General features: G+C 72.7%; 21 protein-coding genes. 13 read left to right on the top strand and 8 right to left on the bottom strand.

Annotated features, from left to right (window positions below; all coding sequences use genetic code 11):
• The first annotated feature begins 35 nt into the window (after positions 1–35).
• The 5 genes from ACIQJT_RS03035 to ACIQJT_RS03015 all read left to right on the top strand — a co-directional run bounded on the left by ACIQJT_RS03035 (position 36) and on the right by ACIQJT_RS03015 (position 6,463).
• Entirely contained in the window at positions 36–2,075 is a 2,040-nt protein-coding gene (locus tag ACIQJT_RS03035; protein WP_402639369.1) for a bifunctional aldolase/short-chain dehydrogenase, read from the top strand.
• On the top strand, positions 2,072–3,508 hold the full coding sequence (locus tag ACIQJT_RS03030; protein WP_402639367.1) for a rhamnulokinase family protein: 1,437 nt from the start codon (positions 2,072–2,074) through the stop codon (positions 3,506–3,508). Before ACIQJT_RS03035 ends, ACIQJT_RS03030 begins: the two co-directional genes overlap by 4 nt.
• Before the next feature lie 71 nt (positions 3,509–3,579).
• A complete protein-coding gene (locus ACIQJT_RS03025) occupies positions 3,580–4,335 on the top strand; it encodes a (Fe-S)-binding protein (protein ID WP_402639365.1) in 756 nt (251 codons plus the stop codon).
• Positions 4,332–5,810 (top strand): LutB/LldF family L-lactate oxidation iron-sulfur protein, encoded by a 1,479-nt coding sequence (locus ACIQJT_RS03020; RefSeq protein ID WP_365459417.1) that lies wholly within the window; start codon positions 4,332–4,334, stop codon positions 5,808–5,810. Before ACIQJT_RS03025 ends, ACIQJT_RS03020 begins: the two co-directional genes overlap by 4 nt.
• Entirely contained in the window at positions 5,807–6,463 is a 657-nt protein-coding gene (locus ACIQJT_RS03015; RefSeq protein WP_402639363.1) for a lactate utilization protein C, read from the top strand. Before ACIQJT_RS03020 ends, ACIQJT_RS03015 begins: the two co-directional genes overlap by 4 nt.
• Here ACIQJT_RS03015 and ACIQJT_RS03010 read toward each other — a convergent pair.
• The 3 genes from ACIQJT_RS03010 to ACIQJT_RS03000 form a co-directional block, all read right to left on the bottom strand.
• Positions 6,436–9,405 (bottom strand): family 78 glycoside hydrolase catalytic domain, encoded by a 2,970-nt coding sequence (locus ACIQJT_RS03010; RefSeq protein ID WP_402639361.1) that lies wholly within the window; start codon positions 9,403–9,405, stop codon positions 6,436–6,438. The two genes, ACIQJT_RS03015 and ACIQJT_RS03010, sit on opposite strands and share 28 nt — an antisense overlap.
• A gap of 144 nt (positions 9,406–9,549) precedes the next feature.
• Entirely contained in the window at positions 9,550–10,149 is a 600-nt protein-coding gene (locus ACIQJT_RS03005; protein ID WP_402639359.1) for a hypothetical protein, read from the bottom strand.
• A 45-nt stretch (positions 10,150–10,194) separates the two neighbouring features.
• Positions 10,195–10,839: a hypothetical protein gene (locus ACIQJT_RS03000; protein ID WP_402639357.1), complete on the bottom strand. Its 645-nt coding sequence runs from the start codon at positions 10,837–10,839 to the stop codon at positions 10,195–10,197.
• A gap of 155 nt (positions 10,840–10,994) precedes the next feature.
• Here ACIQJT_RS03000 and ACIQJT_RS02995 point away from each other — a divergent pair, with 155 nt between their 5' ends.
• From ACIQJT_RS02995 to ACIQJT_RS02980, 4 genes are all read left to right on the top strand, one after another.
• Positions 10,995–11,780 carry an ABC transporter ATP-binding protein gene (locus tag ACIQJT_RS02995; protein ID WP_365459432.1) on the top strand — a complete coding sequence of 262 codons (786 nt, stop codon included), beginning with the start codon at positions 10,995–10,997 and terminating at the stop codon, positions 11,778–11,780.
• Positions 11,781–11,783: 3 nt separating this feature from the next.
• A complete protein-coding gene (locus tag ACIQJT_RS02990) occupies positions 11,784–13,094 on the top strand; it encodes an FtsX-like permease family protein (protein ID WP_402639355.1) in 1,311 nt (436 codons plus the stop codon).
• 132 nt (positions 13,095–13,226) lie between these two features.
• Complete coding sequence (locus ACIQJT_RS02985) at positions 13,227–14,084, top strand: MoxR family ATPase (RefSeq protein ID WP_365459612.1); 858 nt, start codon at positions 13,227–13,229, stop codon at positions 14,082–14,084.
• Positions 14,081–15,427: a VWA domain-containing protein gene (locus ACIQJT_RS02980; protein ID WP_365459438.1), complete on the top strand. Its 1,347-nt coding sequence runs from the start codon at positions 14,081–14,083 to the stop codon at positions 15,425–15,427. The genes ACIQJT_RS02985 and ACIQJT_RS02980 overlap by 4 nt, the downstream gene beginning before the upstream one ends.
• Positions 15,428–15,464: 37 nt before the next feature.
• On the opposite strand, the gene ACIQJT_RS02975 is transcribed toward ACIQJT_RS02980, so the two are convergent.
• Positions 15,465–16,166 (bottom strand): SDR family oxidoreductase, encoded by a 702-nt coding sequence (locus ACIQJT_RS02975; RefSeq protein ID WP_365459441.1) that lies wholly within the window; start codon positions 16,164–16,166, stop codon positions 15,465–15,467.
• Positions 16,167–16,289: 123 nt separating this feature from the next.
• Here ACIQJT_RS02975 and ACIQJT_RS02970 point away from each other — a divergent pair, with 123 nt between their 5' ends.
• Positions 16,290–17,264, top strand: coding sequence for an NAD(P)-dependent alcohol dehydrogenase (locus ACIQJT_RS02970; RefSeq protein WP_402639352.1), 975 nt, complete (start codon positions 16,290–16,292; stop codon positions 17,262–17,264).
• Positions 17,265–17,290: 26 nt separating this feature from the next.
• Here the strand turns inward: ACIQJT_RS02970 and ACIQJT_RS02965 are convergent, their stop codons facing one another.
• From ACIQJT_RS02965 to ACIQJT_RS02955, 3 genes are all read right to left on the bottom strand, one after another.
• Entirely contained in the window at positions 17,291–17,650 is a 360-nt protein-coding gene (locus ACIQJT_RS02965) for a cupin domain-containing protein (RefSeq protein WP_365459447.1), read from the bottom strand.
• A gap of 149 nt (positions 17,651–17,799) precedes the next feature.
• Positions 17,800–18,777: a threo-3-hydroxy-L-aspartate ammonia-lyase gene (locus tag ACIQJT_RS02960; RefSeq protein ID WP_402639350.1), complete on the bottom strand. Its 978-nt coding sequence runs from the start codon at positions 18,775–18,777 to the stop codon at positions 17,800–17,802.
• Complete coding sequence (locus ACIQJT_RS02955) at positions 18,774–19,427, bottom strand: transcriptional regulator (protein WP_402639348.1); 654 nt, start codon at positions 19,425–19,427, stop codon at positions 18,774–18,776. The genes ACIQJT_RS02960 and ACIQJT_RS02955 overlap by 4 nt, the downstream gene beginning before the upstream one ends.
• Positions 19,428–19,560: 133 nt before the next feature.
• Here ACIQJT_RS02955 and ACIQJT_RS02950 point away from each other — a divergent pair, with 133 nt between their 5' ends.
• The 3 genes from ACIQJT_RS02950 to ACIQJT_RS02940 all read left to right on the top strand — a co-directional run bounded on the left by ACIQJT_RS02950 (position 19,561) and on the right by ACIQJT_RS02940 (position 24,437).
• Positions 19,561–20,736, top strand: coding sequence for an MFS transporter (locus tag ACIQJT_RS02950; protein ID WP_402639346.1), 1,176 nt, complete (start codon positions 19,561–19,563; stop codon positions 20,734–20,736).
• Positions 20,737–20,878: 142 nt separating this feature from the next.
• On the top strand, positions 20,879–23,263 hold the full coding sequence (locus ACIQJT_RS02945; RefSeq protein ID WP_402640063.1) for a beta-galactosidase: 2,385 nt from the start codon (positions 20,879–20,881) through the stop codon (positions 23,261–23,263).
• Positions 23,264–23,369: 106 nt separating this feature from the next.
• On the top strand, positions 23,370–24,437 hold the full coding sequence (locus ACIQJT_RS02940) for a LacI family DNA-binding transcriptional regulator (RefSeq protein WP_402639344.1): 1,068 nt from the start codon (positions 23,370–23,372) through the stop codon (positions 24,435–24,437).
• A 27-nt stretch (positions 24,438–24,464) separates the two neighbouring features.
• Here ACIQJT_RS02940 and ACIQJT_RS02935 read toward each other — a convergent pair whose 3' ends face one another.
• On the bottom strand, positions 24,465–25,430 hold the full coding sequence (locus ACIQJT_RS02935; protein ID WP_402639342.1) for a LacI family DNA-binding transcriptional regulator: 966 nt from the start codon (positions 25,428–25,430) through the stop codon (positions 24,465–24,467).
• Between the last annotated feature and the right edge of the window lie 39 nt (positions 25,431–25,469).

Raw genomic sequence — 25,469 nt, 5'->3', positions numbered from 1 at the left:
ATCCCCGCCCTATCCCCAGTAAGGAACCGAACGTCATGGCAACCCATCCCGAAGCCGCCGCTCTCCTCGCCCGGTCCCGCCGGCTCGGCTCCGATCCCCGTAACACCAACTACGCCGGCGGCAACGCGTCCGCGAAGGGCATTGACACCGATCCCGTCACCGGCGGGGACGTCGAGCTGATGTGGGTCAAGGGGTCCGGCGGTGACCTCGGGACGCTGACCGAGGCCGGGCTCGCCGTGCTGCGGCTGGACCGGATGCGGGCGCTCGTCGACGTGTACCCCGGTGTGGAGCGCGAGGACGAGATGGTCGCCGCGTTCGACTACTGCCTGCACGGTAAGGGCGGGGCGGCTCCCTCGATCGACACCGCCATGCACGGGCTCGTCGAGGCCGCGCACGTCGACCACCTGCACCCCGACTCCGGCATCGCGCTCGCCTGCGCCGCCGACGGGGAGAAGCTGACCGCGGAGTGCTTCGGCGACACCGTGGCCTGGGTGCCGTGGCGGCGGCCCGGCTTCCAGCTCGGACTGGACATCGCCGCCATCAAGGCGGCCAACCCGCAGGCGATCGGGGTCGTCCTCGGCGGGCACGGCATCACCGCCTGGGGCGACACGGCCGAGGAGTGCGAGAAGAACTCGCTGCACATCATCCGGACCGCCGAGAAGTTCCTGGAGGAGCGCGGCAAGGCCGAGCCCTTCGGACCCGTCATCGAGGGGTACGGCGCCCTGTCCGAGGCCGAGCGCCGGGAGCGGGCCGCCGCTCTCGCGCCGTACGTCCGCGCGATCGCATCCCAGGACAAGCCGCAGGTCGGGCACTTCAACGACTCCGAGCCGGTGCTGGACTTCCTGGCCCGCGCCGAGCACCCGCGCCTCGCCGCGCTCGGCACCTCCTGCCCCGACCACTTCCTGCGCACCAAGGTGCGGCCCCTCGTCCTGGACCTGCCGCCGACGGCTCCGCTGGAGGAGGCCGTCGCACGGCTCGGCGAACTGCACGCCGAGTACCGCGAGGAGTACGCCGCCTACTACCAGCGGCACGCCCTGCCCGACTCCCCCGCCATGCGCGGCGCCGACCCGGCGATCGTGCTGATCCCGGGTGTCGGCATGTTCTCCTTCGGCAAGGACAAGCAGACCGCCCGGGTCGCCGGTGAGTTCTACGTCAACGCCATCAACGTGATGCGGGGCGCCGAGGCCGTCTCGTCGTACGCGCCGATCGAGGAGTCCGAGAAGTTCCGCATCGAGTACTGGGCCCTTGAGGAGGCCAAGCTCCAGCGGATGCCGAAGCCCAAGCCGCTCGCCACCCGGGTCGCGCTGGTCACCGGTGCGGGCAGTGGTATCGGCAAGGCCATCGCCGAGCGCCTCGTCGCCGAGGGGGCCTGTGTCGTCGTCGCCGACCTCAACGCCGAGAACGCGGCCGCGGTCGCCGAGGAGCTCGGCGGGCCCGACAAGGCCGTCGCCGTGACCGTGGACGTCACGGACGAGGAGCAGATCGCCGAGTCGTTCCGGGCCGCGCTGCTGGCCTTCGGCGGGGTGGACCTCGTGGTCAACAACGCCGGCATCTCCATCTCCAAGCCGCTCCTGGAGACCTCCGCCAAGGACTGGGACCTCCAGCACGACATCATGGCGCGCGGTTCCTTCCTGGTGTCCCGTGAGGCGGCCCGGGTGATGATCGCGCAGAAGCTGGGCGGCGACATCGTCTACATCGCCTCCAAGAACGCCGTGTTCGCCGGGCCCAACAACATCGCCTACTCCGCCACCAAGGCCGACCAGGCCCACCAGGTGCGGCTGCTCGCCGCCGAGCTGGGCGAGCACGGCATCCGCGTCAACGGCGTCAACCCGGACGGCGTGGTGCGCGGGTCCGGCATCTTCGCCGGCGGCTGGGGCGCCCAGCGCGCTGCCGTGTACGGCGTGGAGGAGGAGAAGCTGGGCGAGTTCTACGCCCAGCGGACCATCCTCAAGCGCGAGGTGCTCCCCGAGCACGTGGCCAACGCCGTGTTCGCGCTGACCGGCGGGGAGCTGACGCACACCACCGGGCTGCACGTCCCGGTCGACGCCGGCGTCGCGGCCGCCTTCCTGCGATGAGCGCGTCCGTGACGTCGTACGCCGCGGTCGACCTCGGCGCGTCCAGCGGACGGGTCATGGTCGGCCGCGTCGGCCACGACAGCCTGGAGCTGACCGAGGCACACCGGTTCGCGAACCGGCCCGTGCGACTGCCGGAGGGCCTGCGCTGGGACGTCCTCTCGCTCTACGGCGGTGTCCTGGACGGGCTGAGGGCGGCCGGGCAGGTCGACTCCGTCGGCATCGACAGCTGGGCCGTGGACTACGGGCTGCTGGACGCCGACGGGGCGCTGATCGGCAACCCGGTGCACTACCGGGACTCCCGTACCGAGGGGGTCGCGCAGAAGGTGTGGGCGACCGTGCCCGCGCCCGAGCTGTACGCGGCGACCGGGCTCCAGTACGCGCCCTTCAACACGCTGTACCAGCTCGTCGCCGACCGGCTCACCGGCGCGCAGCGGCTGTTGCTCATCCCCGACCTGCTGACCTACTGGCTGACCGGCGAGCAGGGCACCGAGCTGACCAACGCCTCGACCACCCAGCTCATCGATCCCCGGACGCGCGGATGGTCGTACGACATCGCCGAGCGGCTGGGCATCGACCTGGGGCTGTTCGCGCCGCTGCGGCAGCCCGGTGACCCGGCCGGCCTGCTGCGGCCCGAGGTGCTGGAGGAGACCGGTCTCTCCGGGCCCGTGCCGGTGACGGCCGTCGGCTCCCACGACACCGCCTCCGCGGTGGCCGCCGTGCCCGCGTCCGGCGAGCGGTTCGCCTACATCTGCACCGGCACCTGGTCCCTCGCGGGCCTCGAACTTAACGCGCCGGTGCTGACGGAGGAGAGCAGGGCCGCCAACTTCACCAACGAGCTGGGGCTCGACGGCACGGTCCGGTACCTGCGGAACATCATGGGGCTGTGGCTGCTCCAGGAGTGCGTAAGGGCCTGGGGTGACCCGGACCTGGGCGAGCTGCTGCGGGAGGCGGCCGAGGTGCCGGCGCTGCGGTCGGTGGTGGACGCGGGGGACGCGGTGTTCCTGGCGCCGGGCCGGATGCCGGAGCGGATCGCCGAGGCGTGCCGTGCCTCCGGGCAGCCGGTGCCCGTCTCGCCCGCCGAGATCACGCGCTGCATCCTCGACTCGCTGGCCCTCGCCCACCGCAAGGCGGTCGAGGAGGCGCAGCGGCTGGCCGACCATCCGGTGGACGTCGTGCACGTCGTCGGGGGCGGGACGCGCAACGCCCTGCTGTGCCAGCTCACCGCCGACGCCTGCGGGCTGCCGGTGGTGGCGGGGCCGACCGAGGCGGCCGCGCTCGGCAACGTCCTGGTCCAGGCGCGGGCCCACGGGCTCGTGAGCGACCTCGCGGTTGGGCGCGACCTGCTCACCCGGACCCAGCCGCTCACCCGGTACGAGCCGCAGGGCGACCCCGCGCGCTGGCGCGAGGCCCAGGCCCGGCTCGGCGGGAACTGACCGGCGTCTCCCCCGCCCCCGCGCCCCCGACTACGCTTCACTCATCCGATGATCGACCACAAGGAGCCGCGATGCGTGTCGCCCTGTTCCTGACCTGTGTCAACGACACGCTCTATCCGGACACCGGGCGCGCTGTGGTGAAACTGCTGACCAGGCTGGGCGTCGACGTCGACTTCCCGATGTCCCAGACCTGCTGCGGGCAGGCGCACTACAACACCGGCTACCGGCATGAGGCGGAACCGCTGGCCCGGCATTTCTCCGATGTCTTCCGGGACTACGAGGCGATCGTGACGCCGTCCGGCTCCTGCGGGGCGATGGTGCGGGAGCTGTACCCGCGGATGGGTGAGCGGGCCCGGGCCGAGGGGCGCGGGGAGAGCCTCGCGGCGACGCTGGCGCCCGTGGTGCCGAAGACGTACGAGCTGACGGAGTTCCTGGTGGACGTGCTGGGGGTGACGGACGTCGGGGCGTACTACCCGCACACGGTGACGTACCACCCGACCTGTCACGGGCTGCGCGGCCTGGGGCTGGGAGACCGGCCCCGGCGGCTGCTCCAGGCGGTCAAGGGACTTGAGCTGAAGGAGCTTCCGGGCGCCGACGAGTGCTGCGGCTTCGGTGGCACCTTCGCCCTGAAGAACTCCGATGTCTCGGCGGCGATGGGCGCGGACAAGGTGCGCAACGCCGAGTCGACGGGCGCCGAGGTGCTGTGCGCGGCCGACAACTCCTGTCTGATGCACATCGGCGGCACGATGGGCCGGCTGGAGTCGGCCATGCGGCCGGTGCACATCGCGGAGATCCTGGCGAGCACGGAGGAGGAACCGGCCGTATGAGCGGGACGTTCGTGGGGATGCCGGCCTTCCCCCGGGCCGCGCACGACGCGGTCAACAACCAGACCCTGCGCGGCAATCTGCGCCACGCGACGCACACCATCCGCGCCAAGCGGGCGAAGGCCGTCTCCGAGGTCTCCGACTGGGCGGAGCTGCGCGAGGCGGGCAAGCGGATCAAGGACCACACGCTGCGCCATCTCGACCGCTACCTCGTGCAGTTGGAGGAGTCGGTGGTGGCGGCGGGCGGCACCGTCCACTGGGCCGCCGACGCGGACGAGGCCAACGAGATCGTGACCCGGCTCGTCAAGATGACCGGCGAGTCGGAGGTCGTCAAGGTCAAGTCGATGGCCACGCAGGAGATCGGGCTCAACGAGGCCCTGGAGGCCGCGGGCATCCGGGCCTACGAGACCGATCTCGCCGAGCTGATCGTGCAGTTGGGCAAGGACCGGCCCTCGCACATCCTGGTCCCGGCGATCCACCGCAACCGGGGCGAGATCCGGGACATCTTCGAGCGCGAGATGAGCGAGTGGGGCCGGCCGGCCCCCGAGGGCCTCACCGACACGCCCGCCGAACTGGCGGAGGCGGCCCGGCTGCACCTGCGGGAGAAGTTCCTGCGTGCCAAGGTCGGCGTCTCCGGCGCCAACTTCATGGTTGCCGACACCGGCACCCTGGTGGTCGTGGAGTCCGAGGGCAACGGACGGATGTGCCTGACCCTGCCCGAGACGCTGATCTCGGTCGTCGGCATCGAGAAGATCGTGCCGACCTGGCAGGACCTGGAGGTCTTCCTCCAGACGCTGCCCCGCTCCTCGACCGCCGAGCGCATGAACCCGTACACGTCCACCTGGACGGGTACGACGGACGAGGACGGGCCGCAGAACTTCCATCTGGTGCTCCTCGACAACGGCCGCTCCGACACCCTCGCCGACGAGGTCGGCCGCCAGGCCCTGCGCTGCATCCGCTGCTCGGCCTGCCTGAACGTCTGCCCGGTGTACGAGCGGGCCGGCGGGCACGCCTACGGCTCGGTCTACCCGGGCCCGATCGGTGCGATCCTCAGCCCCCAACTGCGGGGCACGGCAAGCGAGATCGACGCCTCCCTGCCGTACGCCTCCTCGCTCTGCGGGGCCTGCTACGAGGTGTGCCCGGTCGCCATCGACATCCCCGAGGTGCTGGTGCACCTGCGGGAGCGGGTCGTGGAGGGCGGGCCGGTGGTCCGCGAGGGCAACAAGGTGGTCCTCAAGCCCGCCAAGGGGCACGCGGCCGAGCGGGCGGCGATGCGGGCGGCCCGCTGGGCGTTCGCCCACCCCGGCGTCCTGCGCACCGGCCAGCGGGCGGCATCCCGGACCCGGCGTCTGCATCCCCGCACGCTGCCGGGGCCCGGCCGGGCCTGGAGCGACACGCGGAACCTGCCGCCGGTGCCCGCGGAACCCTTCCGCGACTGGTGGCAGCGCACGGGCGGCGGCAAGGAGGGCGGCAAGTGAGCAGCAGGGAGCGGATCCTGGGCCGGGTGCGGCGCGCGCTGGCCGACGCGCCGGGCGCGGACGTGCCGATCGAGCGCGCGTATCTGCGGGAGCACGGCCACCGGAGCGTCGAGGAGACGGTCGAGCTGCTGGCCGAGAACCTCGCCGACTACCGGGCGATCGTGCACCGCTGCACGACGGCCGACCTGCCCGCGACGCTCGCCGGGATGCTGGCGGCACGGGGCGCGAGGACCGTCCTGGTGCCCCCGGGTCTCGAACCGGCGTGGCTCGCGGACGCCGCCGTCGAGCAGGTCCCGGACCGGGCCGAGAGCACCCCGCACGAACTGGACCGCGTCGACAGCGTGGTCACGGCGTGCGCGGTGGCGGTCGCCGAGACCGGCACCATCGTGCTGGACGGCGGCCCGGACCAGGGCCGGCGCCGCATCACCCTGGTCCCGGACCACCACATCTGTGTCGTGCGCGTCCCGGACCAGGTGGTCGCCTCCGTGCCGCAGGCCCTCGAACGCCTCGACCCGGTACGACCGTTGACCTGGATCTCCGGTCCCTCGGCGACCAGTGACATCGAGCTGGACCGGGTCGAGGGGGTGCACGGTCCGCGCACGCTGGAGGTCGTACTGGTGGGGTCTCAGCCGAGCGAGGACGTCAACTCGTAGCACCCCGAGGGGAGTTCATAGGACGCGACACCGCCTTCGAAGCCCAGGTACGCCACTCCCCCGACCTGTGACAGGGGGGTGCCGTCCTCGCGCACGGAGTCGGGGTCGGCCGTGGGGACGCACAGGGTCGCGGTGCTGTTGGCGGGGACCGCGACTCGGTGCGTGAACCTGCTGTCCCGTACCGTCCAGGCGCTGACGATCTCGCCGTACGGCGACCGGTGCGAGCCGGTGACCCGGGTGATCCTGCCGGTCGGGTCGGGACGGGGGCGCAGGAAGAAGTGCTTGAAGCCCGGGTGGGCCGGGTCCCCGGCGATGCCGGCCATGCTCTCGTACATCCACTCCATGATCGCGCCGTAGGCGTAGTGGTTGAAGGAGTTCATCTCGACCGGCCCGAAGCCGTCCTCCTTCGAGTACGAGTTCCAGCGCTCCCAGATCGTGGTCGCGCCGTTCTTCACCGAGTACAGCCAGGACGGCATGGCGTCCTGGAGCAGCACCTCGTAGGCCAGCTCCACCTGGCCTTCCTCGGTGAGGACGGGGGCCAGGACGTTCACCCCGAGGAAGCCGACGGAGAGGGTGTTCTCGGCGTACCCGACACGGGTGCTGCCGGGGTGGGCGGCCTTGTAGGCGGTGGAGTTGCCGATGTTCTCGACGAGGAGGCCGACGATCGCGCGCCGCTGCGCCTCGGTGTCGTACAGGCCGAGTTTGAGGACCCAGAGCAGGGCGGTCTGGCTGTCGTCCTCGGTCCGGGTGGGGCTGCCTCCCGGGGTCCACGGCGGCGGGGAGCCGAGGCTGGACCGCACGGTGAGCCGGCCGTCCTCGGTGCCGAGGTACTTGCTGACGAACACCCGCTTGATGCGGGCGAACAGCTCCTCGTAGGCGTGGGCCTCGGCGCTGCGGCCGGTGGCACGGGCCATGTCCGCCATGAGCCGGGCGCTGTAGGCGTAGCAGGCGTCGCTGACGAGCTGGGTGCTGGTGACCTGGAAGGCCAGCCAGTCGCCGAAGACCGCGCCCTGACCGGCACCGGTGTCGCCGGTGTGCGCGCGGATCCAGTCCATGTAGGCGGTCATCGCGTCCCAGCTGCGGTCGACGATGGTGGTGTCCCCGCTCATCTGCCACACGGTCCAAGGCAGGACGATCCCGCAGTCCGCCCAACCGCTCGCCGGGACCGGCTCGTTGTAGCGGGCGCCGGGGGCGATCCACGGGAACTGGGCGCCGTCCGCGCCGTAGGTGCGCTGGGAGTCGATCAGGGTGTCCTGGAAGTGGCTCAGGAAGGCGACCGCGTCGGTGTTGTAGAGGCCCGTCCGGGCGAAGACCTGGGTGTCGCCGGTCCAGCCGCAGCGTTCGTCGCGCTGCGGGCAGTCGGTGGGGACCCAGAGGTAGTTGCCGCGCTGGCCCCAACGGACGTTGTCGATCAGTCGGTTGATGTCGGGGTCGTCGGTGGTGACGTGGCCGATGTCGTGGAGGGCGGAGGTGGCGACCCTGCCGGTCAGTCCGGTGAGGGTGACCGTCTTCGAAGCGGTGACGGAGACGTAGCGGAAGCCGTAGAAGGTCAGGGAGTCCTGATGGGTCTCGCCCTCCGGGTCACCTTTGAGGATGTACGTGCTGGTGGCCTCGGCGGTGCGGAGGTTGGCCCGGTAGACGGACCCCTCGGGGCCGTCCGCGCCCGGGCTGGTGTCGTTGAGCATCTCCCCCGGACGGAAGGCGACTTGGGCGCCGGCCGGGCCGCGGAGGGTGTAGCGGAGGACGCCGACCAGGTTCTGGCCGAGGTCGAGCACGGCGGTGTCGCCGGGGTGCAGGGTGAGGGGGGCGGTGGCGGCCTCAGCGGGGTCGGTGACCGTGCGGGCGGGGTCGGGGACGAAATCGCCGCCACCGGTGTACACCGTGATCGAGCGTGGGCCGTGGTCCCACTCGGGCATCAGCCGGGCCGACTCGCCGGGGTGGGCGACCAGCCGGGAGTCGGGGAACCGGGAGGTGAAGTCGTGCTCCTCGGTGGTGGACCAGGCCGAGGCGTCGAAGCCGTTCGCGGTCCAGCCGGGCAGTTCGCGGCGGGCGTCGTAGGTCTGGCCGTCGTAGAGGTCGTCGGCGCGGTAGGGGCCGGTGTCCGTGGCCCTCCAGTCGTCGCCGGGTGTGGTGACGACGGTCTGGACCGAGCCGTCCTCGTAGCGGATGAGGAGCTTGGCCTTGAGGGCGAGGCGATCGCCGCCCCCGGAGCGGTAGACGCTGTTCTCGGAGACACGGCCGTTGTACCAGCCGTTGCCGAGGACGGCGGCGAGGGTGACCCGGGGCTGCCCCTCCAGCAGGCCCGTCACGTCGTACGTGAAGTAGTTGACGGTGGTGTCGTAGTTGGTCCAGCCCGGGGTGAGGAGCTCGTACGTGGTGCCGCCGTCCTGGGGCACGCCGACCCGGCTGCCGTTGACGTAGGCGTCGTACACGCCGAGCGCGGAGACGTAGAGCCGGGCCGCGCACACCCGGCCGGCCTTCAGGGTGGTCTGCCGTCGCAGCAGCGGTGCGCCCGCGCTGTCCGGTGCCTTGCCCGCCATGCAGATCCACCGCGCGCCGTCCCAGCCGGTCACTCCGTCGGTGCTGAGCAGACCCGTCTCGAAACGGGCCGCCGGGGCGTCGGGGAGCCTGCGGCCGTGCTCGTCCCAGACCTGGACCGTCCAGTGGTAGGAGGTGGAGGGGTGCAGCTCGGGGCCCGCGTAGCGCACGGCCACCGAGTCCGGCGCGTCGGTCCGGCCGCTGTCCCAGACGTCCGCGCGGCCCTCGGCCAGCGGACCGGGGCCGGACGCGACCAGGAGGCGGTACGCCGTCTGACGCCGGCCGCGGACCCGGGACGCGGTGCGCCAGCCGAACCGCGGGCGGGCCGCGTCCACGCCGACGGGATCGGTGCGGTGCTCCACGGTGAGGCCCTCGACGGCGGTGCGGTGGACTCCGTCGGTCATGCCGTGGTCCCTTCGGCGGCTCGGGTTGTATCGATTCAGCCCGTTGGGCGGTTGAAGTTACTGGCGAATGCGACGGGTGTCCACTGTCCGCGTCGATCATTGAACCGTTCAAAACCGAAGGGACGCTGTTGGACCGCGGTCAGGTCAGGTGTAGACGATCGGGCAGCCGCGCCGCAGGCAGTGCTGGGCGGCGCGCAGGTACAGGGCCACGTAGAACGCGGCGTCGAGGTCGTCGGCCCAGGGTCCGGGGCGCGCGGCCGCGACCCGCTTCGCCTCGCCGTCCAGGAACCACATGGTGAGGTCGAGGTTGTCGCAGGTCTCGGGTATCTCGTCCACCGGCAGGCCGACGGCCCGCGCGAGCCGTTCGGCGAGGGCGAGCACCTGCGGGGCCCCGGCAACCATCGTCGTGTCGGCGTAGGAGTCCTCGACCGGCAGCCATATCTCGTCGTCGAGCGCGAAGGGCACCAGGAGCGACCAGCCGCAGAGCAGTTCGTACTCCTCCCGCGACAGGTGCGCCTGGCACAGGGCCGCGAACCCGTCCATGGGCGGCACGAGCTTCTCCTCGAACGAGAGCCCCGCCCCGCGGACGACCCGCTCCGGCTCCTCCGGCACGGACGTGAACGGCGGCAGCCCTCGCCGGTTCAACTCCTCACCGAGGGCCGCGGCGAGGGCGCCCCGGCCACCCTCGTCCTCGTCCTCGTCGAACCACTCCCGCGCACCCACGCTCACCAGATAGAACCCCATGCGCCGCAAGCTACAGGGCCCCACTGACAACGCCTCCGCGTCCCGTCAGGGGCCGGTCAGCAGCAGCGTGGGCAGGGTGTCCTCCAGGATCCGCCCGCGGGGCAGGGTGAGGCCGAAGTGCCGTTGGACCACCTCCAGGCAGGCCCGGTGCACGGCACGGTGCTCCAGGTCGTCGTCGGGCAGTCCGGCGGCGGTGAGCCCTTCCCGGACGGCGGCGGTCACCTCGGGGTCGCCCTCGGGACTGCCGTGGCCCCAACTGCCGTCCAGGTGCAGGTTGAAGGTGCACATCAGGTTCTCGTCGTGCCGGTAGGCGAAGTGCGGGGGCACCGGTTTGCCGTTCTCCTCCTCGTACTCCAGGTGGTAGACGTGCAGTCCGCCGCGGTCGACCGGCCGGCTTCCGGTGCCGAACTCGCCCTGCCAGCCGCCGTACTTGACGACGTACGACCACTCGTCGAGCTCGCCGTGGCGCAGCGCGATGCCCTCCAGGACGTCTCCGTACAGGCCCTCCAGCAGGTCCTGCACCTGGCGGCCGGTGAGTTCGCCGATCGAGCGGGGGCGGTAGGGCCGGTGCGCGGTCCCGGCGACGCGCCTTGCCAGTGACTCCGACTCGAGGTCGGGTGCGATCACCACGCTGTAACCGCCCCGGGCGATGGACTTCGGCTCGGCGAGCCAGGCTATTCCGTCGGTCATGACGATCAACCCTGCCGTATCCGCCCGGCCGTATCCGCCGGGGGGTGTCACTGAGTACACCCCGGAAGACGGGTTCTGCGCCCCATGTGCCCGGGCCCGTCTCTCCCTAGCGTCTTCAGCGAGGCACACGGCGTGCCGGACGAAGGGGGACGACGATGGTGCGCACACGTTCACGACGCCCGCAGGACGCGGGGCCCGCCGCCGAGGCGCTGCGGCTGGTGAAGGTCACCCGGACCTACGGCACGGGCGACGGTGCCGTGACCGCCCTGGACGGGGTCACGCTGAGCCTGGGCCGGGGCACCTTCACCGCGGTGATGGGGCCGTCGGGGTCCGGCAAGTCCACGCTGCTGCAGTGCGCGGCCGGTCTCGACCGGCCGGACAGCGGGATCGTGCGGGTGGACGGCACGGAGCTGACCGGCGGCGGCGAGGCCGACCTGACGCGGTTCCGGCGCGGGCGGGTGGGGTTCGTGTTCCAGCAGTACAACCTGCTGGAGACGCTGACGGTCGCCCAGAACACCGTCCTGCCGCTGAAGCTCGCCGGGCGGAAGGTCGACCGGGGACGGGTGACGGAGGTCCTCACGGCCGTCGGGCTCGGCGACCGGCTCGGCCACCGCCCCGACCAGCTCTCCGGCGGGCAGCGGCAGCGCGTGGCGATCGCCCGCGCGCTGGTCGCGGACCCCCGGGTGATCTTCGCGGACGAGCCGACCGGCGCCCTGGACACCCGCAGCGCGCGGGACGTGCTGCGGCTGCTCCAGGAGGCGGTGCGGGTGCACGGCAGGACCGTGGTGATGGTGACCCACGACCCGGTCGCCGCCTCCTGGGCCGACTCGGTGCTGTTCCTCGCGGACGGCCGGCTCGTCGGCCGGATGGACGCGCCGACGCCGGACGCGGTGGCCGAGCGCCTCGCGCACCTGGGCGACGACGTGACGACGGGGGTGTGAGCGATGTTCATGCTGGCGATGCGGTCGATACGGCACCGGCCCGGACGCTTTCTCGCAACCCTGCTGGCCTCCTTCCTGGGAGCGGGCGTCATCATGACGTTCAACTCGCTCCACGACACGGCGGGCCGGCCGGGTGTCGACCGGGTGAGCTCGGACACCCTGACGCTGTCCGCGAGTGTCGTCGGCGGCTACGGCACCCTCCTGGTCTTCTTCGCGGTGGCGTCGACCCTGACGGTCAACGTCCGGCAGCGGGCGGGTGAGTTGGAGCTGCTGCGCTGCTCGGGGGCGACCCCGGGCCAGATCAGGCGGATGGTCGTGGGCGAGTCCGTGGCGGTCGCCCTGACCGGTGCCGTCCTGGCGATCGGTCCGGCGGTGCTCGGCGGGCGGGCGCTGCTGGACGTCTTCCGCGACAGCGGGCAGGTGGCGGAGGACGTCGACCACTCCTTCGGTCCGGTCGCGCTGCTGTCGGGCGTCGACATCACGCTGGTCGCGGCGGCGGGCGCCGCCTTCCTCGCCGTACGACGGGCCACACGCGGGCGCCGGCGCCAGGGCCGGGGGCGCGCGTTCCTCGCGTACGCGGCGCTCGGTGCCGGGGCGCTGTCGGTGACCTCCACCTTCGCCTTCTCCGCGACGGACGAGGCACTCATGGCGACGCCGGCGTACGGGGCGATCCTGCTCTCGGTGGGGTGCGCGCTGCTCGCTCCGCGGCTGCTGAAGGGCGTCCTGGACCGGTTGCCGCTGACCGGCGCGAGCGGCTGGCTGGCCGTGCGGAACCTGCGCCGGCGGCTCGACGACCTCTCCGGGATCCTGGTGTCGCTGATCCTGTTCACGGCGGTGTCCGTCGCCACGCTGTACATGCAGGGTGTCGAGAGCGACGCCATGAGTGCGTCGGGCGCGGTCAAGACGGTCGACGCGAAGAACCTGGAGACGCTGAACCTCACGGTCGTCGGCATCATCGTGGTGTTCGTGTGCGTGATGCTGGTCAACTCGCTGTACGCGGCGACCGCTTACCGCGTCCGGGAGTTCGGCCAGCAGCGGCTGGCCGGGGCGAGCCCGGGTCAGGTGCTGGGCACGGTGGGCGCGGAGGGGCTGATCCTCACGGCGGTCGGGCTGTTCTTCGGCACGGTGGCGGCGCTGGCCGGGATCGTCCCGTTCACGGTGGTCCGCACCGACTCGGTGCTGCCCCGTCAGGGTCTCGGCATCTGGTGGGCGGTGGCTGCGATCGCGGCGGCCGCGACGATCGGGACGAGCCTGGCGACGGCCCACCGGGTGCTGCGCACTCCTGCGGTGCAGGCGGTGGGAGCGACGGCGTGAGGGGCCTGGCCGGTGGGGGCGCCGCTTCGGTGGCGCCCCCCGCCGTGTGCTCCCGCACCACGTGACAGAAGCGGTGAACAAGCGCTTAGATAGTTGGCGGAACGAGTTCGCGCCGCCCGGGAGGCCCCGTTGCTGTTCACATCCGTCGACGACGTCTCCGCACGCCTCGCCGAGTCCGGCTACCTCGCCTCGCCCGCGGTCGCCACGACCGTCTTCCTCGCCGACCGGCTCGGCAAGCCGCTGCTGGTGGAGGGCCCCGCCGGGGTCGGCAAGACGGAGCTGGCCAAGGCGGTGGCCGAGGTCGCCGGGGCGCGGCTGGTCCGGCTCCAGTGCTACGAGGGCGTCGACGAGTCCCGGGCGCTGTACGAGTGGAACCACGCCAAGCAGCTCCTGCGCATCAGCGCCGGCCGGGACGAGACCTGGGACGAGGCCCGCACGGACATCTTCAGCGAGGAGTTCCTGCTCTCCCGGCCCCTGCTGACCGCGATCCGCGGCGACGAGCCCAAGGTGCTGCTGATCGACGAGACCGACAAGGCGGACGTCGAGGTCGAGGGCCTGCTCCTGGAGGTGCTCAGCGACTTCCAGGTCACGGTCCCCGAGCTGGGCACGATCACCGCGTCCCGCCGGCCCTTCGTCGTCCTCACCTCCAACGCGACCCGCGAACTCTCCGAGGCGCTGCGCCGCCGCTGCCTGTTCCTGCACATCGGGTTCCCCGAGGAGGAGCTGGAGCGGCGGATCGTACGGCTGAAGGTGCCGGGCCTCGACGAGACGCTCGCGAAGTCCGTGGTGCGGGTCGTGGGGGCGCTCCGGGCCATGGACCTGCGCAAGGTGCCCTCGGTCGCGGAGACCGTCGACTGGGCGCGCACCCTGCTCGCGCTCGGCGCGGACCACCTCGACGAGACGGTCGTACGGGACAGTCTGGGCGTGCTGCTCAAGCATCAGGACGACATCCTCAAGGCCGGGGCCAAGCTCGACCTGGACGCGGTGTGAGCACCGCCGAGCGGCTCACCTCCCTGGTCGGCGCCCTGCGCGCGCACGGCGTGCGCGTCGGGACGGGCGAGACCGTGGACGCGGCGCAGGCGGTCGAGGCCCTCGGACTCGCCGACCGCGAGCTGCTGCGGGAGGGGCTGGCGGCGACCCTGCTGCACAGCACGGCCCAACGGCCGGTGTTCGACCCGGTCTTCGACCTCTATTTCCCGCGGGGCGTCGGCGGGCCCGGCACCGGCCCCGCGGACCGGGAGGACCTGCGCGAGCGCCTCGCCGGGGCCCTGGCCGCGAACGACGAGACGCTGCTGGCCCGCCTCGCGGCGGAGGCCGTCGACGGGTTCGGCGGATACGGCAGCTCCCCCTCCTCGGACGGCTGGTCGTCGTACCAGACGCTCGACCGGCTGCGCCCGCAGACGCTGCTCGCGCGCGTCCGGGACGACGTGCGGGGGCGGCAGGGCATGTCCGGGTTCACGGACCGGCTCCTGGAGGACGAGATCCGGCGGCGCATCGAGGCGTTCCGGGTACTGGTGGCGGCCGAGGCCCGGCGGCGGGTCGCGGAGCGCCGGGACCGGGACGAGATCGCGCGGCGGGCGGTGGCCCCGACGGCCGACCGGGTGGACTTCCTGTTCGCCGGGAAGGACCGGCTGGCCGAACTGCGGCGCACGGTGCAGCCGTTGGCCCGCAAGCTCGCCACCCGGCTCGCGGCCCGCCGCCGTCGTGCCGCGCGGGGCAGCATCGATCTGCGGCGGACCCTGCGCGGTTCGCTGTCGACGGGCGGGGTGCCGATGAAGCCGGTGCTGCGCAGGCGCCGGCCGGCCCGGCCCGAACTGGTGCTGCTGTGCGATGTGTCGGGCTCGGTGTCGGGGTTCTCGGACTTCACGATGCTGCTGGTGCAGGCGCTGCACGACCAGTTCAGCAAGGTGCGGGTGTTCGCCTTCGTCAACCGCCTCGACGAGGTCACCCCGCTCCTGCGGCACGGTGCGGCCGACCCGGAGGGGCTCGGCGCCCGCATCCGGGCCGAGGCCACGCTCACGGGGTGGCACGGCAGCAGCGACTACGGTGTGGCGCTGGGGGAGTTCGCGTCGCTCTACGGGGACGCGCTGAGCCCGCGGACCACTGTGTTCGTCCTCGGCGACGCCCGGACCAACATGAGCGACCCGAACCTGCCCGCGGTCCGCGAGATCACCGAACGGGCGCGCCGCGTCCACTGGTTGAACCCGGAGGCGCGGGCGCAGTGGGGCACCGGCGACTCGGCCGCGTACGCGTACGCCGAGCTGGTGGAGATGCACGAGTGCCGCAATGTCCGGCAGCTCAGCGCCCTGGTGGGGCGCCTGCTGCCGATCTGACCCCCGCTCCGGCCGAGGCGGGGGTCCCACAGGTGGCTCAGGCCGCCAACTGCGGGTACAGCGCGCCGAGATCCGCGGCGAGGCCCGCCTTCACCTGGCGGGACAGGTCGTCGGCGAGCACCTCGAAGGCGCCCGCCTCGATGCCGTCGAGGGCCTGCGCGGCCACGCTCTCAGGGGTGGTCTTCGGGCCGTCGACGTGCGCAGCCATGTCCGTGTCGACGTATCCGACGTGCAGTCCGGTGACCTCGATGCCGCGCGGCTTCAGGTCCAGGCGCAGGGAGTTGGTCTGCGACCACAGGGCGGCCTTGGAGGCACTGTAGGAGCCGGCGACGCCGAGCCAGGACAGCACCGAGTGGACGTTGAGGATGTGTCCGCCGCCGTTGCGTTCGATGACCGGGACGAAGGCGCGGGTCACCAGGAGGGGGCCGTAGAAGTTCGTCTCGAACTCGCGGCGGACGTCCTCGACGGGGGCGTCCAGGAAGTTCGCGTTCACGGACGCGCCGGCGTTGTTGATCAGCAGGGTGACGTCCTGGGCCTGTTCGGCGGCGGCCGCCACCGAGGCGGGGTCGCTCACCTCCAGGGCCAGCGGCACCGCGTCGGGGTGGGTCACGGTCCGCGGGTCCCGGGCGGTGGCGTACACCTTCTTCGCACCGCGCTCGTACAGGGCGGACACCAGGGCCCGGCCGATGCCGCGGCTGCCGCCGGTGACCAGGGCGACGGAGCCTTCGATGGTGGTCATGGGGATCTCCAGGAACGTTGAGAAACCGATTGGTTTACCTACGTCCAGCAGAGTAAACCGATCGGTTTCCGATGGCAAGGCGAGGCCACTTCCCTACGCTCCTGAAGCGACGGAGGGGGTCCCATGAAGGCAGTCGTCCAGGACCGGTACGGCTCGGCGGACACACTGGAGCTGCGGGAGGTCGAACAGCCCGTGCCGGCCGCCGACGAGGTGCTCGTGCGGGTGCACGCGGCCTCGGTCAACGCCTACGACTGGCACTACCTCCGCGGCGACCCGAAGATCGCCCGGCTGTCGTTCGGGCTGCGCGCGCCGAAGGTGCGCATCCGGGGCCGGGACTTCGCGGGCCGCGTCGAGGCGGTCGGCGCCGGGGTCACGGGCCTGCGCCCCGGTGACGAGGTGTACGGCGAGGCGGACGGGACCTTCGCCGAGTTCGTGTGCGCCAAGGACAGCCGGACGGACCTCAAGCCCGCCGGCCTCTCCTTCGAGCAGGCGGCCGCCATGCCGCTGGCCGCGAACACCGCGCTCGTCGGACTGCGGGACGTGGCCCGGGTGCGGGCCGGGCAGTCCGTCCTGGTGAACGGCGCGTCGGGCGGCGTGGGCACGTTCGCCGTGCAGATCGCGAAGGCGTACGGCGCCGAGGTGACCGGCGTGTGCGGCGCGCGCAACGTCGAACTCGTCGGGTCGCTCGGCGCGGACCAGATCGTCGACTACACCCGGGAGGACTTCACCCGCGCCGGACGCCGCCACGACGTCGTCCTGGACCTGGTGGGCAACCGGTCACTGCGCGACCTGCGGCGCGCGGCAACCCCCGACGGCACGGTCGTGCTGTCCGGCGGGGGTGTGTACGAGGGCGGCAGTGTCCTCGGCCCGGTGCGGCTCACGCTGCGCGGCACGCTCCTGTCCCCCTTCGTCCGGCAACGGCTGCTCCAGCTCATGGCGAAGGCACGCAAGGAGAACCTCGCGGCCCTGCGCGAACTCGCCGAGGCAGGCCGAATCGCTCCGGCAGTCGAGCGGACCTACCCGCTGAGCGAGGCGGCCGAGGCGATCCGCCATCTGGAGGTGGAGCACGCGCGCGCGAAGATCGTCGTCACGGTGTGAGAGGCGACGGCAGGAGCGGGTGTGCCTCACTCGCCCTTCGCGTAGTCCTTCGCCATGCCGCCCGCGAAGTCGTAGAGAACGCACTGCTCGTCACCGACGACCCAGGCGTCGTGTCCGGGCGCCAGCACGAAGACGTCGCCGGGGCCCACTTCGCCCTCGCCGCCCTCGTCCGTGACGACGTGCATGCGGCCCTGGACCACATAGCCGTTGTGGTGGACCTCGCAGCTCTTGGTGCCCGCGATGGGCCCCACGGACTCCGACCAGCGCCAGCCCGGCTCGAAGGTGCCCACGGCGAAGTCCAGCCCGCTCATGTGGACCGCTTCGAGGTGGCCCCGCGGAAAATCGCGACGCTCGTCCGGCTTGTCGAGCGTCTTCACCTCAAACATGACGGCTCTCCCTTCCGGCCGTGTTGCGGTACGGCCGGGGCCGCCTCCGTCTCCCGCCCTGCCCGGGCGGCACCGGCGGGGGCCTGGCCCCATCACTCCATCGTCCGCCCGTCCGGTCGGGCCTGCCATTCGGGTGAAGGGCGTCCGGGTCAGTCGCCGCCCGCGCAGAGCCGCGCGAAACGGTCCGCGTCGACATTGCCGCCGGAGACGATCACCCCGACCCGGTCCGGGAGGCCGCTCAGCCGGCCGCTGAGCAGGGCGGCCAGCGGGGTCGCGCCGCTCGGCTCGACGACGGTCTTGAGCCGCTCGAAGGCGAAGCGCATGGCCGCGCGGATCTCGTCGTCGGAGACCAGCACGACCTCGTCGACCAGCCGCCGGTTCACCGAGAAGGTCAGCTCGCCGGGCGTGTGCAGGGCCTGTCCGTCGGCGATGGTCCTCGGCACCGGGACGCTGACGCGCCGCCCCGCCTCCAGGGACCGCTTGGTGTCGTCACCGGCCTCGGGTTCCACGCCGACCATACGGATGCCCGGGTACAGGCCCTTGGCGGCGGTCGCGCTGCCCGCCATCAGCCCGCCGCCCCCGACCGGCGCGAGCAGCGCACCCAACTCGCCCGTCTCCTCCAGGAGTTCGAGGGCGGCGGTGCCCTGACCCGCCATGACGTGCGGGTGTTCGTACGGCGGGATGAGCGCCAGGCCCCGCTCGGCGGCCAGTCCCTGGGCGATGGCCTCGCGGTCGCCGGTGTAGCGGTCGTACGTCACGATCTCGGCGCCGTAGCCCTCGGTGGCCGCCCGCTTGGAGGCCGGGGCGTCCTCGGGCATGACGATCACCGCGGTGGTGCCGAGCTCGCGGGCGGCCAGGGCGACGGCCTGGGCGTGGTTCCCCGAGGAGTAGGCCGCGATGCCTCGGGCCAACTGCTCGGGGGTGAGCCGGGAGGCGGCGTTGTAGGCGCCGCGGAACTTGAAGGCGCCGACCCGCTGGAGGTTCTCGCACTTGAGGAAGACCTCGGCGCCGACCAGGGCGTCGAGGGTCCGTGAGCGCAGTACGGGTGTGCGGTGTGCGACGCCCTGGAGCCGGGCGGCCGCGTCCCGGACGTCGTCCAGGGTGACCGGTGGGGTGGTGGTCGTCACGAGGGGCCTCCGGTGGTCGCCTGTTTCCGGGACTGGGACAGATAGCTGTAGGCGGAGGCGCGGGAGATGCCGAGCCGTCCGGCCACCTGCTCGATCGCCCGCCGTACCGCGAACACGCCCCGTTCGTCCAGGCTGCGGAACAGGTCCAGGCGTCCGGCACGGTCGAGCAGCGCCCACGACTGGTGCCGGTGCGCGTCGAGCATGACGTCGACGACGGAGTCGATGTCGTCGCCGAAGGTGGTGACGGGCGGTTCCTCGGGGGCGGCTCCGATCCCGGCCAGGGCTCCCAGCAGGGCATGGACCTCGCTCGCCGCGGTGACGTCGACATTGACGCACAGCGCTCCGAAGACCGCGCCCGAGGAGTCCCGCAACAGCATCGTCGACGACTTGACGAGCTTGCCGGTGCCGGTCCGGGTGACGTAGTTCAGCTCGTCGGCCGCCTCGTCGCCCCGGGCCACCATGCGCAGGCCGATCTCGCTCATCGCCCCGCCCACCGAGCGCCCGGTCACCGAGCCGGCGATGGCCACCACCGAGCTCTCCGGTCTCCGGTAGTCGTGCAGCACCGCCTCGCACACCGGCCCGAAGGTCGCCGCGATCCCGTCGACGACCGTCCTGAGCGCGGCGATGATCGCGTCCCGCTCGGCCTCCATCACGCCCTCCCGCCTCCACCAGTCCTTCTAGACTAGCAATCCAGCCTCTGGACCACCAGTCCAGAACCCTGCCTCTTCCGACGATTGTCCGCAGATCTTGACGGCCCGGATGTTACCGGTAACATTCCTCACCATGTCCTCGGCACCGGCGCTCGCGCGCACTCCGGTCCTCAGCCCGGCCGCAGTGGTCGCCTCCTGCGGCGGCTTCGTACTGATCGGCGCGCTCCAAGCGCTGTACGGCCCGGCGATCCCGGCGATCCGCGAGGAGTTCGGCCTCTCTCCCTCCGGGGCCGGACTGGGGCTGAGCGCCCACTTCGCGGGCGGAGTGGCCGGTGTCCTGCTGTTCGACCGGTGCTTCGGCCGGACCGGCAACCGGCGGCTCCTGGGCGCCTCGTACCTGCTGATGGCGCTCGGCGCGGCGGGTTTCGCGCTCGCGCCGAACTGGCCGGCCGCCCTGGCCGCCGCGCTGCTCGCCGGTCTCGGCTTCGGAGGCATCGACTACGGCCTGAACCAGCTCTTCGCGGTCGGCTTCGGGCACCGTTCCACCGCGATGCTGAACATCCTCAACGCGCACTTCGGCATCGGCGCGATCCTCGGTCCGGCACTGATCGGCGCGGTGGGCGCAGGCCACTACCCGGCGGTCTTCCTCGGCTTCGCGCTGGTCGTTCTGCCATTGGTGCTGTGCCTGAAGGGCGTACGGGACCGGGCACCGCAGCCGTCCGGCCCGGCTCCCGACACCATTGGCCCGCCTGCCGTCCTCGGCCGCAGCCTGGCCTCCGTGCTCGGCGTGTTCGTCGCGCTCTACGTCCTGCACGTGGGCGTCGAGGCGGGCGTCGGAGGCTGGGAGCCCACCCATCTGGAGACCGTGGGACACAGTGCCGCGGTGGCCGCGACCGTCACCTCCGTCTACTGGCTGATGATGACCGTGGGCCGCTTCCTGGTCGCCCCGGTCGCCCTGCGGTTCTCGGCGCAGACCATCATCACCGTGTCCTGCGCGGGCATGACGGTCTGTCTGCTCCTGGCATCCGTAGGGGAGTTGGCGCCCTACGCGTACGCGGGTGTCGGTCTGTTCATCGCGCCGGTCTTCCCGACCGGTCTGCCCTGGCTGCACCGGGCCGCCCCCGGCGCCCGACGGGCCGGCGCCCTGGTCATCGCCGCCTCGATGATCGGCGGTGTGGCGGCGGGACCCGCGCTGGGCAAGGCCATCGAGTGGTCCGGGATCAGGGCGGTCCCGCTCCTGCTGAGCGGTGTCTCGGCGGTGTGCCTGGCCGCGACCCTCTGGCTCGTCCGCAGCACCCGAACCCACTGAACTCCCGCCGCATCGAAGGGATGCCCCGCATGCCCGCTCTGACGACGTCCTCGGACGGCTGCCTCCTGCACGGCGAGCCGTTCCGGATCATCTCCGGCGCGGTGCACTACTTCACACCCGACCTCGTACCGGAGAACGACTGATGTCCCACCCTCACCACCTGCGCCTCCCCTCCCCTGCCGGGCCTCCGCTGACCGGGCACCTGCCCTTCACGGACGCGCCCGGGGTGCCCGACCCGATCGAGGTCACCAACCGCTGGCTCACCAGGGGCGGCCGCCCCTGGTTCCCGGTCTCCGGCGAGTTCCACTACTCCCGCTGCCCCGCCGGCGAGTGGGAGGAGGAACTGCTGAAGATGAAGGCGGGCGGGGTCACCGCCGTCGCCAGTTACGTCATCTGGATCCACCACGAGGAGAGCGAGGGCCGCGTCCGCTTCGACGGCGACCGCGACCTGCGCCGCTTCGCCGAGCTGTGTGCCCGGCACGGCCTGGACTTCGTCCCCCGCGTCGGCCCCTGGTCGCACGCCGAGGTCCGGGGCGGCGGACTGCCCGACTGGGTCCTGGCCCGCGACTGCGTGCCCCGCACCGACGACCCCGTCTACCTGGCGGCCGTACGGCCCTGGTTCGCGGCGATCGCCGAGCAGTTGGACGGTCTCGACCGGGCCCACGGCGGCCCGATCGTGGCGATCCAGATCGAGAACGAGCTCTACGACCAGCCGGGCCATCTGCTGACGCTGAAGCGGATGGCCCAGCAGGCCGGACTCAGCGCGCCCCTGTGGACGTCGACCGCCTGGGGCGGTGTCCGGCTCCCGCCGGACGAGCTCCTCCCGCTGTACGGCGGGTACACCGAGGCCTTCTGGACCGAGGCCGACGGGGGCTGGCCCGACACCTGCCGCAAGCACTTCTTCTTCACCCACCAGCGCGACGACGAGGGCATCGGCTCCGATCTGCGGCCGGTGCGCGTGCGGGGCAGCGAACCCGACGCGTCCGCCGACCGGTTCCCCTGGGCCACCTGCGAGTTGGGCGGCGGCATGGCGGTGTCGTACCACCGCCGGCCGTACGTCGGCCCGGACGACATCGGCGCCCTCGGTCTGACCAAGATCGGCTGCGGCTCGGTGTGGCAGGGCTTCTACATGTTCCACGGCGGCACCAACCCGACGGGCGAGCTCAGCACCCTCCAGGAGTCGCACGCCACGGGCTACCCCAACGACCTGCCCGTCCTGACGTACGACTTCCAGGCACCGCTCGGCGAGTACGGCCAGTACCGCGGGACCTATCACGAACTCCGGCTCCAGCACCTGCTGCTGGCGGACTTCGGACACCTGATCGCGCCCATGGAGTCCGTGCTGCCCGAGCGGCGGCCCAGGGGACAGTCCGACCGGGAGACCCTGCGCTGGGCGGTGCGCGGCGACGGCGGCTCGGGCTTCCTGTTCGTCAACAACCACCAGCCGCACGAACAGCTCCCGGAGCACCCGGACACGACGTTCAGCATTGCATTCCCCTCTGAAGGTGCGGAGTTGACCTTCCCCAGCGCTCCCGTCACGGTCCCCAGCGGCGCGTACTTCTGCTGGCCGCTGTGCCTGGACGTGGCCGGTCTGCGCCTGGAGTGGGCCACCGCCCAGCCGGTGTGCACGGTCGACGCCGACGGCCGTACGGTCCTGGTGCTGGCCGCCACGGACGGCATCGCTCCCGAACTCGCCCTGGACGCGGCCACGGTGTCCGCCGTGCGCACGCCGACCGGCGAGGTCACCCCGGTCGGCGACCGGCTGCTGGTGACCGGGCTGCGCCCCGGTACCGACGCCCTCGTGGAGGCGGAGACCGCCGACGGCGGCCGGGTGGGCCTGCTGGTGCTGGACGCGGCGACCGCCCGTACCGTCTACCGGGGCAGGGCCTGGGGTGCCGAGCGGCTGGTGCTGAGCGGGGACGGGGTGGTCTTCGACCGGGACGAGGTACGGCTGCACGGTTCCGGTGCGGCGACCTCGTTCGCCGTGCTGCCCGCACCGGAGCGGGCGCCCGTGGTGGACGGGGCGCCGGCGGAGGCGGTCGCGGACGGGGTGTTCCTCCGGTACCGGGTCCCGCCGGTGCCGGCCCCCCGGCACGCCGCGCCCGGGGTCCGCCTCGTGCGGGCCGCCGGACCCGCCCCCGAGCCCGTCACCGGTGTCCAGGGCCGGGCGAGCGCGCCGGCCGACAAGCACTTCGACACCGTGGCCGCCGAGTACCGCGTCGAGGTGCCGGAGGGGCTGCCGCCGGGGACGCTCCTGCGGCTGCACTGGCACGGGGACGTGGGGCGGGCGTACGTGGGGGACACGCTGGTCGCCGACCAGTTCTGGGCGGGACGGGTCTGGGACATCGGCCTGGACCGGCTGCCCGCGGACGCGCTGCGCTCCGAGGGCCTGCGGCTGCGGCTGCTGCCGCTGCACGCCGACGCCCCGGTCCATCTGCCGGAGCAGGCGCGCGGCGAACGCGGGACGGCCGCCGTCACGCGCGCCGAGTGGATCACCCGGCACATCCGGCCGGTTCGGGCCGGCTGACCTGCCGCGGGGGCCCGGCCCCCGGTCCCGGCCCGCCTATGCTGTGCTCCCGGGCGGGCCGGGACCGCCGCACCACCGCCACCACCACGTCGAGGACACCGTCACCATGACCCCAAGCGCCGCCGAGGGAGCCGTGCCGAAGGGGCGCAGCCGCCGCAACTTCGCCGGCTCGCGCCCGGTCATGGACGACGTGGCCCGGCTGGCCGGTGTCTCCAAGCAGACCGTCTCCCGGGTGCTCAATGAGCATCCGTCCGTCCGCCCCGAGACCCGCGAGGCGGTCATGACGGCCATGCGGACCCTCGGCTACCGGCCCAGCCGCAGCGCCCGGTCGCTGGCCAGCGGCCGGACCCGGATGCTCGGGGTGATCTCCTTCGATGCGGCCCGCTACGGGCCTGCCGCGATCCTGACCGCGATCAACACCGCCGCCCAGGAGGCCGGTTACCTGCTCAGCTCCATCGCGCTGGACTCGGCCGAGCCCGGCACGGTCGTCGAGGCCGTCAACCGGCTCTCGGCCGAGGGCGCGGACGGGGTGATCGCCATCGCCCCGCAGTTGTGGGTCGGGCACGCCCTGGCGGACGCCCGGCTGGACATCCCGCTGGTGGTGCTGGAGAACGGTTTCGACCCCGAGAGCGAGCGGGTCACCGGGGACTCGCGCGAGGGTGCCCGCAAGGCGACCGAGCATCTGCTGGGGCTCGGCCACCCCACCGTCTGGCACATCGCGGGGCCGAGCGGCTGGACCTCCGCCGACCAGCGGCTGGAAAGCTGGCGCGTCACGCTGGAGGCGGCCGGGGCGCCGGTCCCCGAGCCGCTGTTCGGTGACTGGAGCGCCGACTCCGGCTACCACCTGGGCCGCCGGCTGACCCGGCGCCCGGACGTCACCGCGGTGTTCGCGTCCAACGACCAGATGGCCCTCGGCGTCCTGCACGCCTTCCACGAGGCGGGCCGTCCGGTGCCGGACTCGGTCAGCGTGGTGGGGTACGACGACATCCCCGAGGCCGCGCATCTGCTGCCGCCGCTGACGACCGTGCGCACCGACTTCGCGGAGATCGGCACCCGGTCGCTGCGGCTCCTGGTGAGCCGGATCGACGCCTCGGCGCGACCACCTCGTCCCGCTTCGCTCGTCCCCGTCGACCTCGTCGTCCGCGGGAGCAGCGGGCCGGCACCGGGGCGCTGAGCGCGCCACCGCCCGGGGTCCCGGCGCTCACGCGGACGTGGACGCCCGGACGTGCACGTCGATGGCCACGGTACGAGCGGTACCGTCCGGCACCTCGCCGGCGAGTAGGCCGCACAGCAACCGCACGCACTCCGCGCCCATGTGACGGGGTCTCAGGTCGATCGCCGTGATGGGCGGTTCCGCGGTCCGCATGGCCAGGCTGTCGACGCAGGACGCCAGCAGCAGGTCCTCGCCCACGATCCGGCCCGCCGACCGGATCTCGGGCAGGACGGCCGCGGCGGCCCCGTCGGCGGCGCACACGATCGCATCGGTGCCGGGCGCATCGGCCAGCAACTCCCCCACCACCGCCCGCAGCACCTCGGGTGAGGCACCGAACGGCGCTTTGCGCAGCAGCGGTCGGACGCCGTGCCCGGCGCACCAGCGCGCGTAGGTGCGCTGGAGCGTGAGGGCCCAGTCGGCGGTGGTGTCGGAGGCGACGAACGCGGGCCTGCGGACGCCCCTCCTGCGCAGGTGGTCGAGGAGTTCCGTCAGCGCTGTCTCGTGGTCGGACCAGATCACCCCGGCGGGCTGGGTGTCGCCGCCGTAGCGCTCGGCCGTGACGACCGGGAGGCCCGCGTTCATCAGCTCGTCGACGACGGGGTTGTCCGGCATCGGGTCGCACAGGATCAGCCCGTCGGCCTGCGGGAGGCGGCCGGCGGACACCAGGGTGACGTTCAGCCCGGAGCGCGCGGCCTGTTCGGCCACGCCGAACACGAACGACATGTAGTACTCGGCGCTGGTGAGGAACTCCGGGATGTGCAGCGCGACGGTGTCCGTCACCGAGGTGCGCAGGCTGCGGGCGCTGCGGTTGGGCGTGTACCCGAGGCGCCGGGCGGTGTCCAGGACGGCCCGGCGGGTCGCGTCGGACACCCGGCCGTGGCCGCGCAGCGCGTCCGACGCGGTGGTCTTGGAGACCCCCGCCCCGCGGGCGACGTCGGCGATGGTGGCGGGCACGGCCGGTCCGGCCGGCGTGCGGGGACCCCTCTGCGGCAC

It is taken from the genome of Streptomyces sp. NPDC091972 (assembly GCF_044756385.1).
GTDB lineage: Bacteria > Actinomycetota > Actinomycetes > Streptomycetales > Streptomycetaceae > Streptomyces.
Note: the sequence above shows the minus strand (reverse complement) of the source record. Positions and strands in the feature narration are given on the sequence as shown.

Coding starts and splice junctions, on each gene's coding strand:
- ACIQJT_RS03035 (WP_402639369.1), top strand. CDS start 36: ATGGCAACCCATCCCGAAGCCGCCGCTCTCCTCGCCCGGTCCCGCCGG.
- ACIQJT_RS03030 (WP_402639367.1), top strand. CDS start 2,072: ATGAGCGCGTCCGTGACGTCGTACGCCGCGGTCGACCTCGGCGCGTCC.
- ACIQJT_RS03025 (WP_402639365.1), top strand. CDS start 3,580: ATGCGTGTCGCCCTGTTCCTGACCTGTGTCAACGACACGCTCTATCCG.
- ACIQJT_RS03020 (WP_365459417.1), top strand. CDS start 4,332: ATGAGCGGGACGTTCGTGGGGATGCCGGCCTTCCCCCGGGCCGCGCAC.
- ACIQJT_RS03010 (WP_402639361.1), bottom strand. CDS start 9,405: ATGACCGACGGAGTCCACCGCACCGCCGTCGAGGGCCTCACCGTGGAG.
- ACIQJT_RS03005 (WP_402639359.1), bottom strand. CDS start 10,149: ATGGGGTTCTATCTGGTGAGCGTGGGTGCGCGGGAGTGGTTCGACGAG.
- ACIQJT_RS03000 (WP_402639357.1), bottom strand. CDS start 10,839: ATGACCGACGGAATAGCCTGGCTCGCCGAGCCGAAGTCCATCGCCCGG.
- ACIQJT_RS02995 (WP_365459432.1), top strand. CDS start 10,995: ATGGTGCGCACACGTTCACGACGCCCGCAGGACGCGGGGCCCGCCGCC.
- ACIQJT_RS02990 (WP_402639355.1), top strand. CDS start 11,784: ATGTTCATGCTGGCGATGCGGTCGATACGGCACCGGCCCGGACGCTTT.
- ACIQJT_RS02975 (WP_365459441.1), bottom strand. CDS start 16,166: ATGACCACCATCGAAGGCTCCGTCGCCCTGGTCACCGGCGGCAGCCGC.
- ACIQJT_RS02970 (WP_402639352.1), top strand. CDS start 16,290: ATGAAGGCAGTCGTCCAGGACCGGTACGGCTCGGCGGACACACTGGAG.
- ACIQJT_RS02965 (WP_365459447.1), bottom strand. CDS start 17,650: ATGTTTGAGGTGAAGACGCTCGACAAGCCGGACGAGCGTCGCGATTTT.
- ACIQJT_RS02955 (WP_402639348.1), bottom strand. CDS start 19,427: ATGGAGGCCGAGCGGGACGCGATCATCGCCGCGCTCAGGACGGTCGTC.
- ACIQJT_RS02950 (WP_402639346.1), top strand. CDS start 19,561: ATGTCCTCGGCACCGGCGCTCGCGCGCACTCCGGTCCTCAGCCCGGCC.
- ACIQJT_RS02945 (WP_402640063.1), top strand. CDS start 20,879: ATGTCCCACCCTCACCACCTGCGCCTCCCCTCCCCTGCCGGGCCTCCG.
- ACIQJT_RS02940 (WP_402639344.1), top strand. CDS start 23,370: ATGACCCCAAGCGCCGCCGAGGGAGCCGTGCCGAAGGGGCGCAGCCGC.